This window comes from Kribbella sp. CA-293567, from assembly GCF_027627575.1.
Classification (GTDB): domain Bacteria; phylum Actinomycetota; class Actinomycetes; order Propionibacteriales; family Kribbellaceae; genus Kribbella.
Genome location: NZ_CP114065.1, coordinates 1,060,528 through 1,074,077 on the forward strand (window position 1 = coordinate 1,060,528; position 13,550 = coordinate 1,074,077).

General features: G+C 69.7%; 13 protein-coding genes. 9 read left to right on the forward strand and 4 right to left on the reverse strand.

Annotation, left to right across the window (positions count from 1 at the left end; all coding sequences use genetic code 11):
• Nucleotides 1–86: 86 nt before the first annotated feature.
• Genes OX958_RS05055 through OX958_RS05080 form a run of 6 tightly spaced genes read left to right on the forward strand, consistent with a single transcriptional unit; the run spans nucleotide 87 to nucleotide 6,234 of the window.
• Complete coding sequence (locus tag OX958_RS05055) at nucleotides 87–845, forward strand: redox-sensing transcriptional repressor Rex (protein WP_270135993.1); 759 nt, start codon at nucleotides 87–89, stop codon at nucleotides 843–845.
• Nucleotides 842–2,164 carry a glutamyl-tRNA reductase gene (locus tag OX958_RS05060; RefSeq protein WP_270135994.1) on the forward strand — a complete coding sequence of 441 codons (1,323 nt, stop codon included), beginning with the start codon at nucleotides 842–844 and terminating at the stop codon, nucleotides 2,162–2,164. Before OX958_RS05055 ends, OX958_RS05060 begins: the two co-directional genes overlap by 4 nt.
• Nucleotides 2,161–3,042 carry a hydroxymethylbilane synthase gene (hemC, locus tag OX958_RS05065; protein ID WP_270135995.1) on the forward strand — a complete coding sequence of 294 codons (882 nt, stop codon included), beginning with the start codon at nucleotides 2,161–2,163 and terminating at the stop codon, nucleotides 3,040–3,042. The genes OX958_RS05060 and hemC overlap by 4 nt, the downstream gene beginning before the upstream one ends.
• Nucleotides 3,039–4,793 carry a uroporphyrinogen-III synthase gene (locus OX958_RS05070; RefSeq protein WP_442913246.1) on the forward strand — a complete coding sequence of 585 codons (1,755 nt, stop codon included), beginning with the start codon at nucleotides 3,039–3,041 and terminating at the stop codon, nucleotides 4,791–4,793. The genes hemC and OX958_RS05070 overlap by 4 nt, the downstream gene beginning before the upstream one ends.
• Before the next feature lie 8 nt (nucleotides 4,794–4,801).
• The gene (hemB, locus tag OX958_RS05075; RefSeq protein ID WP_270135997.1) at nucleotides 4,802–5,785 is read left to right on the forward strand and encodes a porphobilinogen synthase; all 984 of its coding nucleotides are present in this window, start codon (nucleotides 4,802–4,804) and stop codon (nucleotides 5,783–5,785) included.
• Nucleotides 5,786–5,790: 5 nt separating this feature from the next.
• Nucleotides 5,791–6,234, forward strand: coding sequence for a hypothetical protein (locus tag OX958_RS05080; protein WP_270135998.1), 444 nt, complete (start codon nucleotides 5,791–5,793; stop codon nucleotides 6,232–6,234).
• A 13-nt stretch (nucleotides 6,235–6,247) separates the two neighbouring features.
• Here OX958_RS05080 and OX958_RS05085 read toward each other — a convergent pair whose 3' ends face one another.
• On the reverse strand, nucleotides 6,248–7,240 hold the full coding sequence (locus OX958_RS05085) for a CPBP family intramembrane glutamic endopeptidase (protein WP_270135999.1): 993 nt from the start codon (nucleotides 7,238–7,240) through the stop codon (nucleotides 6,248–6,250).
• Nucleotides 7,241–7,335: 95 nt separating this feature from the next.
• On the opposite strand from OX958_RS05085, the gene OX958_RS05090 reads away from it, so the two are divergent.
• From OX958_RS05090 to OX958_RS05100, 3 genes are all read left to right on the forward strand, one after another.
• Nucleotides 7,336–9,357: a sensor histidine kinase gene (locus OX958_RS05090; protein ID WP_270136000.1), complete on the forward strand. Its 2,022-nt coding sequence runs from the start codon at nucleotides 7,336–7,338 to the stop codon at nucleotides 9,355–9,357.
• Nucleotides 9,357–10,013: a response regulator gene (locus tag OX958_RS05095; RefSeq protein WP_270136001.1), complete on the forward strand. Its 657-nt coding sequence runs from the start codon at nucleotides 9,357–9,359 to the stop codon at nucleotides 10,011–10,013. Before OX958_RS05090 ends, OX958_RS05095 begins: the two co-directional genes overlap by 1 nt.
• Before the next feature lie 73 nt (nucleotides 10,014–10,086).
• Complete coding sequence (locus OX958_RS05100) at nucleotides 10,087–10,488, forward strand: hypothetical protein (RefSeq protein ID WP_270136002.1); 402 nt, start codon at nucleotides 10,087–10,089, stop codon at nucleotides 10,486–10,488.
• Nucleotides 10,489–10,510: 22 nt separating this feature from the next.
• Here OX958_RS05100 and OX958_RS05105 read toward each other — a convergent pair whose 3' ends face one another.
• Genes OX958_RS05105 through OX958_RS05115 form a run of 3 tightly spaced genes read right to left on the reverse strand, consistent with a single transcriptional unit; the run spans nucleotide 10,511 to nucleotide 13,537 of the window.
• Nucleotides 10,511–11,359: a carbohydrate ABC transporter permease gene (locus OX958_RS05105; protein WP_270136003.1), complete on the reverse strand. Its 849-nt coding sequence runs from the start codon at nucleotides 11,357–11,359 to the stop codon at nucleotides 10,511–10,513.
• Nucleotides 11,349–12,287: a carbohydrate ABC transporter permease gene (locus OX958_RS05110; protein WP_270136004.1), complete on the reverse strand. Its 939-nt coding sequence runs from the start codon at nucleotides 12,285–12,287 to the stop codon at nucleotides 11,349–11,351. Before OX958_RS05110 ends, OX958_RS05105 begins: the two co-directional genes overlap by 11 nt.
• Nucleotides 12,284–13,537: an ABC transporter substrate-binding protein gene (locus OX958_RS05115; protein WP_270136005.1), complete on the reverse strand. Its 1,254-nt coding sequence runs from the start codon at nucleotides 13,535–13,537 to the stop codon at nucleotides 12,284–12,286. Before OX958_RS05115 ends, OX958_RS05110 begins: the two co-directional genes overlap by 4 nt.
• Nucleotides 13,538–13,550 lie beyond the last annotated feature (13 nt).

Below are 13,550 nucleotides of genomic sequence, written 5' to 3' on the forward strand. Positions count from 1 at the left end.
CACAAGCTCCTAGAGTGGGGGTGTCGCCGGCCGTCAGGCGGTGACTCGCGAACCACCCCAAGCAACAGCCCTAGGCCAGGAGAATTGTGACGCCTGCCCGCAGCCGTCGCCCCGGCGCGCCGACGAGAACCGAACGCGGCATTCCCGAGGCCACTGTCGCGCGCTTGCCGGTGTACCTACGGGCCCTGACCGCCTTGTCGGACAGTGGCATCGCCACCGCGTCGAGCGAGGATCTCGCGACCGCGGCCGGCGTCAACTCCGCCAAGCTCCGCAAGGACCTGTCCTATCTGGGTTCCTATGGCACCCGTGGGGTCGGCTACGACGTCGAGTACCTGCGCTACCAGATCGCCCGCGAGATCGGCGTCACCCAGGACTGGGCCGTGGTCATCGTCGGGATCGGAAACCTGGGGCACGCGCTGGCCAACTACTCCGGCTTCGGTACCCGTGGTTTCCGGATCGTCGCGCTGCTGGACGCCGATCCGTCGCTGGTCGGCGAGCGGATCGGCGACATGGTCGTCCGCGACTTCGCCGAACTGGAGGAGATCGTCGCCTCCGACCGGGTCTCGATCGGCGTCATCACCACCCCCGCCGGCCCCGCCCAGGAGGTCTGCGACCGGCTGGTCGCCGCGGGCGTGACCAGCATCCTGAACTTCGCGCCGGTGGTGCTGTCCGTGCCGACCGGCGTCGACATCCGCAAGGTGGACCTCTCGATCGAGTTGCAGATCCTGGCGTACCACGAACAACGAAAGTCCGGAGAGGCGGCGCTCCCCGAGGTGCCCGAACTGCCAGCGATGAACGGTGTCGTCACTGACCTTCCCAGCGTGGGGGGAGGTGTGGGCGCATGAGTTACCTGGTCGTCGGTATCTCCCATCGCTCCGCCGACATCTCCGTGCTGGAGCGGGTCGCGCTCGACCAGGATGCAGCGACCAAGCTCGCGCTCGCGGTTCAGCACACCCCCGCGGTCTCCGAGTCGGCCGTGCTGGCCACCTGCAACCGTACCGAGGTCTACGCGAACGTCGACCGCTTCCACGCCGGCATGGACGAGGTCACCGCGATCCTGTCCGACATCACCGGCGTCCCGCTGCTGGACCTGGCCGAGCACCTCTACGTGCACTTCGAGGAAGGTGCCGTCGCGCACCTGTTCCAGGTCTCGGTCGGGCTGGACTCGATGGTCGTCGGCGAGAGCCAGATCCTCGGCCAGGTCAAGGAGTCGCTGCGCGTCGGCCAGGACCTGGAGACGATCGGTACCGGGCTGAACGCCCTTCTCCAGCACGCTTTGCGGGTCGGCAAGCGGGCCCGCGCCGAGACCGGGATCGACTCGGCCGGCCGCTCGGTGGTCTCCGCCGGACTCGACTCCGTCGGCGGCTACGCAGGCCGCCGGGCGCTGATCGTCGGCGCCGGGTCGATGGCCTCGCTGGCCGCTCAGACCCTGCTCGCGGGCGGCGCGACCAGCGTCACCATCGCGAACCGCAACTACGACCGTGCCGTGGCACTGGCCGACCGGATCGGCGGTACGGCGATCCGGCTGTCCGAGGTGCCCGCCGCGCTGGCCGAGGCCGACCTGGTCGTCTCCTGTACCGGGGCGCGTGGCGTCGTACTGACCGAGGACATGATCCGGAGCGCGACGGACGGGCGACCGTTCGGCGTACTGGACGTGGCCCTGCCCAGGGACGTCGACCCCGCCGCCGCCCGGATCCCGGGCGTCACGCTGGTCACGCTGGCCGACCTCGCCGGTACGGCGGGCGGCAGTGAGCACGACATCGACGAGGTACGCCGGATCGTCGGCGAGGAGACCGGTGCCTTCGAGGCGACCCGGCGCGCCGCTTCGGTGACGCCGACCGTGGTCGCGCTGCGGGCGATGGCCAGCGAGATGGTCGACGCCGAACTGGCCCGGCTGGACCGCAGGCTGCCCGGCCTCGACGACCTGCAGCGCGGTGAGGTCGCCCGGACCATCCGCCGGGTGGTCGACAAAGTGCTGCACACCCCGACTGTGCGAGTGAAGGAACTGGCCGCCGACCCCGGTGGCCCGACGTACGCCGACGCCCTGCGCGAACTGTTCGCGCTCGACCCGGCCACCGTCGACGCGGTCACCGCCCCCAAGGCGAAGACCTCCCACGAGACCACCGCCATCGCGGCGCAGACCACTGGAGGTGACCCCGCGTGATCCGGCTCGGTACCCGCAGGTCAGCGCTCGCAACGGCCCAGGCGAACGATGTCGCCGACCGGTTGCGCGCTGGAGGCCACGAGGTCGAACTCGTCCTCATCACCACCACCGGCGACGTCAACCGCGCGCCACTGGAGCAGATCGGCGGCACCGGCGTCTTCGTCAGCGCGCTGCGCGACGCCCTGCTGGCCGGTGAGATCGACATCGCCGTGCACTCGCTGAAGGATCTGCCGACCACCCCGGAAACCGGGCTGACCCTCGGCGCGATCCCGCAGCGCGAGGATCCGCGCGACGTGCTGGTCGCCCGCGACGGGCTGAGCCTGGGCGAGCTGCAGACCGGCGCGCTGGTCGGCACCGGTTCGCCGCGCCGGGTGGCGCAGCTGGAAGCGCTCGGGCTGGGCCTGGAGCTGACCGGGATCCGCGGCAACGTGGACACCCGGATCGCAATGGTCACCGATGGCAAACTGGACGCGGTCGTGCTCGCGAGGGCAGGGTTGGCCCGGTTGGGCCGGCTGTCGGAGGTGACCGAGACGCTCGATCCGATCCAGGTGCTGCCGGCACCCGGACAGGGTGCGCTGGGCATCGAGTGCCGCTCCGGCGACGACGCGGTACTGCGGGCGCTGGCGCCGCTGGACGATCCCGCGGTGCGCGCGGCGGTGACGGCCGAACGGCAGATGCTGGCCACGCTCGAGGCAGGGTGCACGGCTCCGGTCGGCGCGCTCGCCGAGGTGGTCGATGGTGAGGACGGGCCGGAGCTGTGGCTCCGGGGAGCGCTGGGCCAGGAGGGCGGCGTACGGCGGCTGTCGGCGAACGGGCCGGTGGACGATCCACACGCCCTGGGCCGCGCACTCGCGAACGAGTTGCTGGAGCGGACATGACACCGGCACGGGGAACGACACAGGCGAGCACGAGCACTGGTACGAGCACGACGACGAGCAGCACAAGGGCAAAGGCGACAGCAGACGTGAGCAGCGCGAAGACAGCGGCCACCCCGGCACCCCAGAAGGTGCCGGCCAAGATCGCCGCCGGCACCACGACCGCGAAGCAGGCCAAGCCACTCGGCCACGTCACTTTCGTCGGCGTCGGCCCCGGTGACCCGTCCCTGCTGACGATCGCGGGCCGTGAGGTGCTGGCCGGCGCCGACGCCGTCGTGGTCGAGGGACCTCAGCACGACGCGTTCCTCGGCTACTGCAAGCCGGGGGTCGAGGTGATCGACGGCTCCGGTGCCGAGGGCAGCCGGGCGCTGCGGGTCGCGGCCCGCGCGCGGCTGGTGGTGAAGACCGCCAAGACCTCGGCGAACGTGGTCCGCCTGCTCACCGGCGATCCGTTCACCTTCTCCAGTGGAGCCGAGGAAGCCGTTGCCTGCCGCAAGGCCGGGATCAACTTCAACGTGATTCCCGGGGTGAGCGAGGTCAGTGCCGTCCCGGCGTACGCGGGGATTCCGCTGACGATGAAGGGCGACCGTGAGGTCACCGTCCTCGACCTGGCCGAGGCCAAGCTCGACTTCGGCCGCCTGCACCCGAAGCAGACGCTGGTGCTGCTGAACGCCGTGGACGTGCTGAAGGAGACGGCCGCCGCACTGGTCGAGGCCGGCTTCGACGCCGGTACGCCGGTCGCCGCGACCGTCGGTGGGACGACCACCGCGCAGGCCAGCGTGGTCGGCACGCTCGGCACGATCGTGGCCGACCTGCGCGCCGCCAAGCTGGTCGGCGAGGCTGTGATCGTGGTCGGCTCCGTGGTCGATCAGCGCGAGGCGCTGTCCTGGTTCGAGACCAAGCCGCTGTTCGGCTGGCGGATCCTGGTGCCGCGCACCAAGGACCAAGCGGGCCCGCTGATGGACCGGCTGCGCCGCTACGGCGCGATGCCGGAGGAGGTGCCGACGATCTCGGTCGAGCCGCCGCGCAACCCGCAGCAGATGGACAAGGCCATCCGTGGCCTGGTCGAGGGCCGCTACGAGTGGGTCGCCTTCACCTCGGTGAACGCGGTCAAGGCGGTCCGGGAGAAGTTCGACGAGTACGGGCTGGACGCGCGCGCGTTCTCCGGGCTGAAGATCGCCGCGGTCGGTGAGAAGACCGCCGAGTCGATCGCCGCCTGGGGCATCCGGCCGGACCTGCTGCCCTCGGGTGAGCAGTCGGCGGCCGGGCTGGTCGAGGACTGGCCGCCGTTCGACGAGGTGCTCGACCCGATCAACCGGGTCTTCCTGCCGCGCGCCGACATCGCCACCGAGACGCTGGTGGCCGGCCTGACCGATCTGGGCTGGGAGGTCGACGACGTGACGGCGTACCGGACCGTCCGGGCCGCTCCGCCGCCCGCGCCGACCCGCGAGGCGATCAAGTCGGGCAAGTTCGACGCGGTCGTCTTCACCTCGTCCTCGACCGTGCGCAACCTGGTCGGCATCGCCGGCAAGCCGCACGCGTCGACGGTGATCGCGGTGATCGGGCCGGCGACGCTGAAGACGGCCGAGGAGCACGGCCTGCGGGTGGACGCGATGGCCGAGGCCCCGTCGGCCGAGGAGCTCGCGGACGCGCTGGCCCGGTTCGGTGCGGACCGGCGTGACACCATGGTCGAGGCGGGGGAGCCCGTCACCCGTCCGTCCGAGCGCCGCTCGGGCTCGCGCAGGAAGAGCTAGGTTTTCCGATGTCCGATTTCCCGGGTGTGAGGCCGCGGCGGCTCCGGTCGTCCGCGGCGATGCGTCGGCTGGTCGCCGAGACCACGATCGAGCCGCGGCAGCTGATCCTGCCGATGTTCGTCCGGGAGGGGGCGCGCGAGCCGATCGCGATCAGCTCGATGCCGGGCGTCTACCAGCACACCCGCGACACCGCCCGCAAGGCCGTCGCCGAGGCGGCCCAGCTGGGCCTCGGTGGCGTGATGCTCTTCGGCGTCCCGTCGTCGAAGGACGAGACCGGCTCGGGCGGGATCGATCCGGACGGCATCCTCAACGTGGCGATCCGCGACGCGGTGTCCGAGGCCGGCGACGACCTGCTGGTGATGGCTGATCTCTGCCTCGACGAGTTCACCTCGCACGGGCACTGCGGCGTCCTGGACTCCGCCGGCCGGGTCGACAACGACGCGACGCTCGCGCTCTACGCGGAGATGGGCGTCGCCCAGGCCTCCGCGGGCGCGCACGTCGTCGGTCCGTCCGGGATGATGGACGGTCAGGTCGGCGCGGTCCGCACCGCGCTGGACGGCGCGGGCTTCGAGGAGACGGTCATCCTCGCGTACGCCGCGAAGTACGCCTCGGCCTTCTTCGGCCCGTTCCGCGAAGCCGTCGACTCCTCGCTGCAGGGCGATCGCAAGACCTACCAGCAGGACCCGTCGAACGCCCGTGAGGCCATCCGCGAGGTCGACCTCGACCTGGCCGAAGGCGCCGACATGGTGATGGTGAAGCCGGCCCTGCCCTACCTGGACATCGTCCGCCAGGTCCGCGACCACGTGAACGTCCCGGTCGCGGCGTACAACGTCTCCGGTGAGTACGCGATGCTCGAGGCCGCGGCCGCCAACGGCTGGATCGACCGCGAACGAGGCATCCTGGAGATGCTGACCTCCATCCGCCGGGCCGGCGCCGACACGATCCTGACGTACTGGGCCGCCGAAGCGGTCCACCTGCTCGACCGCCGCTGACTCCGTTGGCCGGGACGCGGGTCAGCCGGGAGAACCTCGGCGCCTGGATCCTCAAGTGCAACCCCAGGGTCACCGACCTGACGGCGCTGATGGAGCAGGGCGTAGCTACTTGGTGCGTCCAGCCGAACTACCGCTCAGCCCTCTTCGCACCCGGCCAACCTGCCCTGCTGTGGGTCAGCGGTCCCGCGAAGGCCGTCCCGACCCCTGGCATCTGGGCAACCGGCCAACTGACAGGCCCTGCCGACTGGCGGCCGCCGTCCCCGGCCGACCCGCCGAAGTACGTCGTTCCTCTGGAGCTGACGTTCCTCCATGCCCCGCTGCCCAGAACCGTGCTGGTGGACCATCCAGCTCTGACAGCCCTCGAAGTCCTCAACCAGCCGCAGATGAGCAACCCGAGCTTCGCGACCCGCGCTCAGTACGGCGCTCTTCAGGATTTGCTGAACGACTAGCGGTTCGGCCGGCTCAGTGGGAGAAGTTGTGGTGACCGGCTGCAGCAGGCGGCCAGTGGGTCGGGCCGGGGATGGGGGCAGAGGCGGGCGGGGTGAGGTGGGTAGCTAGTTTGCGCCGCTTCGCGAGGTGGAGGAGGGCGACGGTGACCAGCACGGTCAAGGTGGCGTCCAAGAGGGCCAGGGACCAGGGGAGGTCGGCGGCGGTTTCGTCGGAGGAGAGGCCGCCGGTGTAGGCGGCTGCGGCGGCGAAGGCGAGGACGTTGTTCATGACGTGAAGGGCGACGGCGGCTTCGATGCCGCCGGTGCGGATGGTCAGCCAGCCGGCTGAGAGGCCGAAGACGGTGAGGGTGGCGAAGCCCCACGGCGTACCCCAGCCGTGGGCTGCCGCGAACAGGATGGCCTGCGGGATCACCACCAGGACGGGGGAGCGCAGGAAGCTGCCGGTTGCCTGGAGCAACCAGCCGCGGAAGACGTACTCCTCGGCGGCGGCCTGGAAGGGGACCAGACAGATGATCATCGCGAGGCCGGTGAGGAAGGTTCCCCAGCCGACCCAGGGGGCGTCTTCCGGTTCGATGAGGAAAGAGGTGATCAGGAGCAGGGTGGTGGGGATGGCGGCGACGGCCAGGCAAGTTCGGAGCCAGGACCAGCGGAGGTGGCCGACGACCGAGGACAGCGAACCCCAGCGGCGTTTCTGCACCCAGCGAGCGGCCAGGGCGACGGCGGGCAGCGCCATCGCGGTGACGACGAGCAGCAGCGCGGTGTCGGCGATCTCGCCGAAGACCGGCCAGTCGTCGGCGTCCAGCGGTACGTCGAAGATCTCGGCGATGATCATCGCCACCCCGATGATCACCAGTCCTCCGATCAGCGCCAGGCCGAGCATCACGAAGGTCCCGAGGATCGGTCGCCACCAGCTGTGCCGGCCGACGACCCGGGCGAGCCGCGCGTACGAGACCGGTTCCGCCGGTTGCCCGGCCGTGAGGGGTGTTGCCGTCTGCTCGATTGTCATGGCTTCAGCATGTCGACGGACGGCCGCGAGGGCGTCAGCCTCGGGCACGACAGGTCCCTCTATCTCTGGGTAGAGGCGCTTATGCTTCGGCTCTGATGGAACCTCTCCGCAACTGGCTGCTGCCTGCCGTCCTGGGGATCGCCTGGGTCGCGGCGACGCCCGGATTGACGGCCTTCGGCGGAACTCCGATGACCGGCAGGGACTTCGTCATCGGCAGCGCCGCGTCCGTGGTGGCCGTGATCGCGTTGGGTTTCCGCCGGCGTACGCCGCTCGCGGCCCTCGGCGTGGTGACCCTCGTGACGGTACTCGGTCAGTTGGCGACCTCACCCGACGCGCTCGGCGTTCTGCCGGCCGAAGGGATTGTCCTGTACTCCGTCGCGGTGCGCTGCAGTCCGGCAGTCAGCCGTCGGGCAGCTGCGGCGCTGCTGGCCGTGAAAACCGTTGCGTCGTTGGGTTTCTTCGGTCTCGGGGTGGACTTCGCTCTCGAGTCCGTGGGCAATCTCGTTCTCTACGTCGTCATCCTGGCCGGCGGGCAGAACCGCCGACGCCGGCTGCTCGCGCGCGAGCGAGCTGCCCAGCAGGTGCGCGATGCCGAGGAGCGCAGACGCAACGCGGCCGCCGTCGAGCGACACCGGCTGGCTCGCGAGCTGCACGACGTCAGCGCCCATCACCTCACCTCGATCGTCGTCAGTGGCAGCGCAGCGGAACGGTTGATCGATCGCCGGCCCGAACTCGCCGACGAGGCCCTCGCGTACGCCGCTCGCACGGGCCGGGAGACGCTGGAGTCGTTGCGTCGCCTGGTGGCGGTGCTGGAAACCGGCGAACGTGACCAGGACGAGCCGCTCGGCGGACGGATCGCGGAGCTGGCTGAAGCCTTCACCCGGTTGGGGCAGCAGGTCTTGGTCGAGGTCACGCCCGAACTGACGGGGCCGGTGGCCGAAGCGACTTTCGGCATCGTCCGGGAGTCGCTGACCAACACGCTGCGACATGCGCCGGGCGCCGCCGTACGGGTGCTGGTTTCGCAGCACGGCGACCGAGTCGACGTCCTGGTGGAGAACGGTCAGGCCACCGCGGCCCCGCAGGCCGGCCAGGGAAGCGGGCGAGGAATCGGCGGAATGAGAGACCGTGCCGAAGCCGTCGGCGGGACTCTCTCCGCAGGCCCAGGCCCGGACAATACGTGGCAGGTCAAGGCGAGCTTTCCGCTGGTCGCGGCGTACGAGGGAGCTGTGGACGGTTCCGCTGCCGCCGGTACGCCGTCGTCGGGGGTCGCGGGGCAGCCGTCCCGGCGGGTGGCCGAGAAGTGGCAGGATCGGTGGTTGTCCGACGTCGGGGTCGTGCTCACGGTCACGGCGACGGGGGTGGGTGGAACGGCTGCGCTGATCTTCGACGAAGTACCGGAGGGGCGGCCGGTAGCGGTCTACCTGGCATTGCTGGTGGCACTGATTCCTGGCCTGGTTCTGCTCGAGCGGCGGATCCGGCCGTGGTTGGTGCTGGCCGGAGTCACGGCTTCCTGCGCGCTCTGGCCGGTCGCGATCGGTTTCGGGTTGCTGCCTGACGAGCTCGCTCCGGCGTTGGCGATGTGTGTCGGAGCTTTGATGGCAGCGGTCTATGCGGTGGCGGTGTACGCGCCCGACGCGAACCAGACCGTGGCATCGGTCGCGGTGGCCGCGGGTGGGTTCGGCCTCGCGGCGGGCGTCCTGGCGATGATCACTGCTACGGAAGAAGACATGTCCGGCACGGAGTTCGGCGGTTTCATGAGCACCCTGGTCACCATCGCGCTGGCGGTTCCGCTGCTGGTCTGCTGGGCGGCCGGAGCCTTCGTCCGGAGACGACGGAGCCGGCGGCTGGATCACCGTGGCCGGGAGCTTGCCGAGTTGGTCCGGGCGAGCGAGGCCGAAGTACACGCTGAGCGGCAGCGGATCGCCACCGGCCTGCACGGCACCGTGCTGACCCGGACGAGCCGGATGATCGCTCTTGCGGAGGCCGGGCAGATCGATGGTGTCACCGCCGAGGCGAGGTCCGCGCTGACCGCGATGCGCGAACTTCTCGAAACCCTGGACGAGCCCGGCACCGTGGCCCCTCGTACCCCGCAACCGATCGGCAAGGAGTTGATCTGATGTCTGTTCGGGTGCTGGTGGTGGACGACCAGGCGGTCGTTCGGGCCGGGTTCGCGGCGATCGTCGATGCCGAGCAGGATCTGACCGTCGTCGGGCAGGCGGGAGATGGCGCGAAGGCCGTGTCGCTGGCAGCTGAAGTGGATCCCGACGTGGTGCTGATGGACATCCGGATGCCTGGGCTGGACGGGCTTTCGGCGACGCGACTGCTGACCGGACTGGGCGAGCGGCCGCGGGTACTGGTGCTCACCACCTTCGACCTCGACGAGTACGTGTACGAGGCGTTGCGGTCGGGCGCGTCCGGGTTCCTGCTGAAGGACGCACGGGCCGAGGACCTGCTGACGGCGATCCGGGTGATCGCGGCGGGCGACGGGATGCTCGCGCCGGCGGTGACGGGACGGTTGATCCAGGCCTTCGCCAAAGGCGGCCCGGCGATCGGGATGAACGCGGTACTGGAGAAGCTGACGCCGCGGGAGCTCGAAGTACTGACGCTGGTGGCGGCTGGACTGAGCAACGCGGAGATCGGCGAGAAGCTCGGGGTGACGGTCGGAACCGTCAAGACGCACGTCAACGCGCTGCTCGCCAAGATCGGAGCCAGAGACCGGGTGCAGGCAACGATCATGGCCTACGACCTCGGCCTGGTCCGGCCGCGCGGCTGACTGCCCGCCGGCGGGCAACTGCATTTGGCCGGGTCGGTCAGGATGAGTGTTCACTGGCTGAGGAGGGCGTGGGATGGGCGAGGCGGGTGCGGTGGAGCAGAAGATGCGGGCGCGTGGGTGGTGGTTGGCCGGATGGTACGGGCTTTGGGTCGGTGTCAATCTGCTGCTGGGAGTGGTGTTCGCCTATCCGTTGCTGATCGTGCTGACGATCGCGTTGCACGCCCGCGCCATGCTGTTCGATCGTCCCGACTCGCCGTTCATGCCGAAGGAGATCGAGGGCGGTGAGGCGGACGGTGCGGTGGCGTTCGGGGTGGTGCTGCTGATCGTGATGCTGCTGGTGGCGCTCGGGAGCAACTGGCCGGTGATCCGCCGCCTCCGGCTGCGAACGCGGGCCGCGAAGGCGGGGATCGTGCTGATGACCTTGGTGCTGATCGCGGGGTCGGCCCGGCTGCTGTTTCCGCTGTTCGTCGCCTAGCCGGGCCGACCCGATCGGCTGGTCAGCCCTTGAGGCCGGTCTGGGCCAGGCCTTCGACGAACTGGCGTTGGGCCAGGACGAAGATGATCAGGACCGGGAGGGCGCTCATGGTGGCGGCGGCCAGCTGGACGTTCCACAGGGCGCCGCCGTACGCGTCGACGTACTGGGTGAGGGCCTGGGGGATGGTGAACTTCTCCTTGCTGGACAGGAAGACGATCGGTTCCAGGTAGAGGTTCCAGCTGTGCAGGAAGGTGAAGATCGCGACCGCGCCGACCGCCGGGCGGGCCAGCGGGAGCGAGACCTGCCAGAAGAGGCCGAGGCGGCCGAGGCCGTCGACGCGGCCGGCCTCCTCGAGTTCGCGCGGGAGGGTGATGAAGAACTGCCGCATGATGAAGGTCGCGAGCACGCTGGGCGCGCCGAGCATCGGGATCAGGATCAGCGGCCAGTGGGTGTTCACCAGGCCGAGGGAGTCGAACATCCGGTACAGCGGGATGATCGTCACCTCGTTGGGCACCAGCAGTCCGGCGAGGACGACGATGAACACGACGCCCGCGCCGCGGAACTTGATCCGGGCGAACGCGTACCCCGCCAGCGACGAGACCACCAGCGTGCCGAGCGTGACGACCACGGCGATGTAGCAGCTGTTCAGGTACTGCCGGCCGAACGGCTGCAGTTCGAACACCTGCCGATAGGCGTCCAGCGTCACCGACTGCGGCAACAGCGTCGGTGGGAAGGCGAAGATCTCGTTCACCGGCTTGAGCGAGGCCGTCGCCATCCACCAGGTCGGGAAGACGAAGGGGATGCAGCAGACCAGCAGTACGCCGTACAGCAACAGCTTGTGACTATGCTTCGTGGCTCTGTCAGTCTTCATGGAACACCCACCTTCTACGCATCCGCCACTGAAGGACCGTCAACCCGAGCACGATGGCGAACAGCAGCAGCGAGATCGTCGCGCCGTAGCCGAAGTGATGGAACTGGAACGCCTGCTGGTACAGGTAGTACACGAGCACCGTGGTCGACGTTCCCGGCCCGCCCTGGGTCAGTACCGCGATCTGCGCGAACACCTGCAACGAGCCGACGATCGTCAGGATCGAGGTCAGCAGGATGGTCGGGCTGATCAACGGCACCGTCACCCGCCGGAACCGCGCCCAGGCCGAGGCGCCGTCGAGCCGCGCCGCCTCGTAGAGCTCGGCCGGGACGCCTTGCAGGGCGGCGAGGAACAGCACCATGTTCAGCCCGACGCCCTTGAACAGCTGCACGACGATGACCGAGATCATCGCGGTCGCGTCGCCGCGCAGCCAGTTGGGACCGTCGACGCCGAGCTGGCTCAGGAAGCCGTTGACGCCGCCGTTGTCCTGCAGCAGGAAGCCCCACACGATCGTCCAGGCGACCAGGGTCACCACGACGGGCGAGAAGAACAGGGTGCGGAAGAAGACGGTACCGCGCAGCTTCTGGTTCAGCAGGACGGCGAGGAACAACGCGAGGCTCAGGTTGAGCACCACCAGGCCCACCGAGAACAGGCCGGTCGCCCGCAGCGCCGGGCCGAGCCGCGGGTCGTCGGTCAGCGCCTGGTAGTTGGCGCCGCCGACGAACTCGAAGGTGCCGGCCAGCACGTTCCACTCGTGCAGGCTGTACCAGACCACCAGCCCGAGCGGAACGATGACGAAGGCAACTATCCCGGCCAGCTGCGGCGCGATGAACAGCCAGCCGGCCAGCTCGTCGCGCCGCCGCATGGTCCAGTACGGCGCCCGCGCCGGTCCGGCCGGCGGCGCGACCTGCTTTTCCAGGAGAAGTGTCATTTGCTCAGCAGGGGATCGATCTTGGCGCAGACACCCGCGAGCACGGCCTTGACGTCGGCGTCCGGCTTCCACAGCGGGTCGAGCGCGGCGCGGACGGTCTGCTGGAGTTCGGCGTACCCGGTGTGGCCGGCCTTGATGTCGCCGCGCTCGATCCCGTTGATCACGACGCTCTGCAACTGGGCGGGCTCGAGCAGCGGGTTGGCCTTGGCCAGGATCTCGCTGGTCAGCTGGGACTTGCGCGGCGGCGGGAAGAACTGCGCGAGCTTGGCGGTGTTCTCCTGGTTGGTGAAGTAGGCCAGGAACTTCTTCGCCTCCTCGGCGTGCTTGCCCCGCTTCAGTACGCCGATCCCGGCCTGCCCGACGACGGAGTAGTCACCGGCCGGCCCCTTCGGCAGCGGCACCAGGTCCCACTTGAACTTGGCTTTCTCCAGCAGGGCCGCGCGGCTGATCTGGGTCAGCACCATCGACGCGTCACCGGCGAAGAAGTCCGTCGTCCGGCCGGGACCGGGCATCGCCTTGTCAGTGAAAACCATCTTGTGGATGAAGGTCATCGCGTCGATCATCGGCTGCTGGTCGAAGCCACAGCTCTTGCCGTCCTCGCTCCACGGCCGGGCGTCCCAGCCGGCCCAGATGGTGTTCAGCGTGTCCCAGCCCTTGTAGTCGAAGTCGCCGACGACGATGCCGCCCTTGCCGGTCTTCGCCTGGACTGCCGCGCCGGTGGCGACCGCCTGCTCCCAGTTCCAGTTGCCGGCCGCGATCTGCTGCGCGGGAGTCTGCCGTCCGGCCGCCGTCACCAGGTCGGTGTTGACGAAGACTCCCAGCGGTGAGGTGGAGAACGGGTAGGCGTACAGCTTGCCGTCCTGCTCCCAGGTGGCGGTTGCGCTCGGCAACAGGTCCGGGTCCTTGCCGATCGGCTCCAGCGCCCCGGAGGTGACGAAGTCCGGCGCGGTGCTCTCCAGGATCCAGGCCAGGTCGGGTGCGTTGCCGCCGCCGATCTGGGTGGTCAGCGCGGTCGTGTAACTGTCGAACGGGATCGACTCGAAGGTGATCCTGCCGACCTCGGGATGGTCCTTCTTGTAGGCGGCGGCGATCTGGTCGAACAGCGCGGTGTGCTTGGCGTTCGCGCTCCAGATCGTCATCCGCAGGTCGAGCGGGCCGGACGCGGCAGCGTCGTCGGAACCGCCGCCGCAACCGGCCGTGGCCAGGAGCGTCACGGCCGTGGCGGCCGCTGTCAGGAGTCGGAGTTTCATGGTTTTCAGTCCT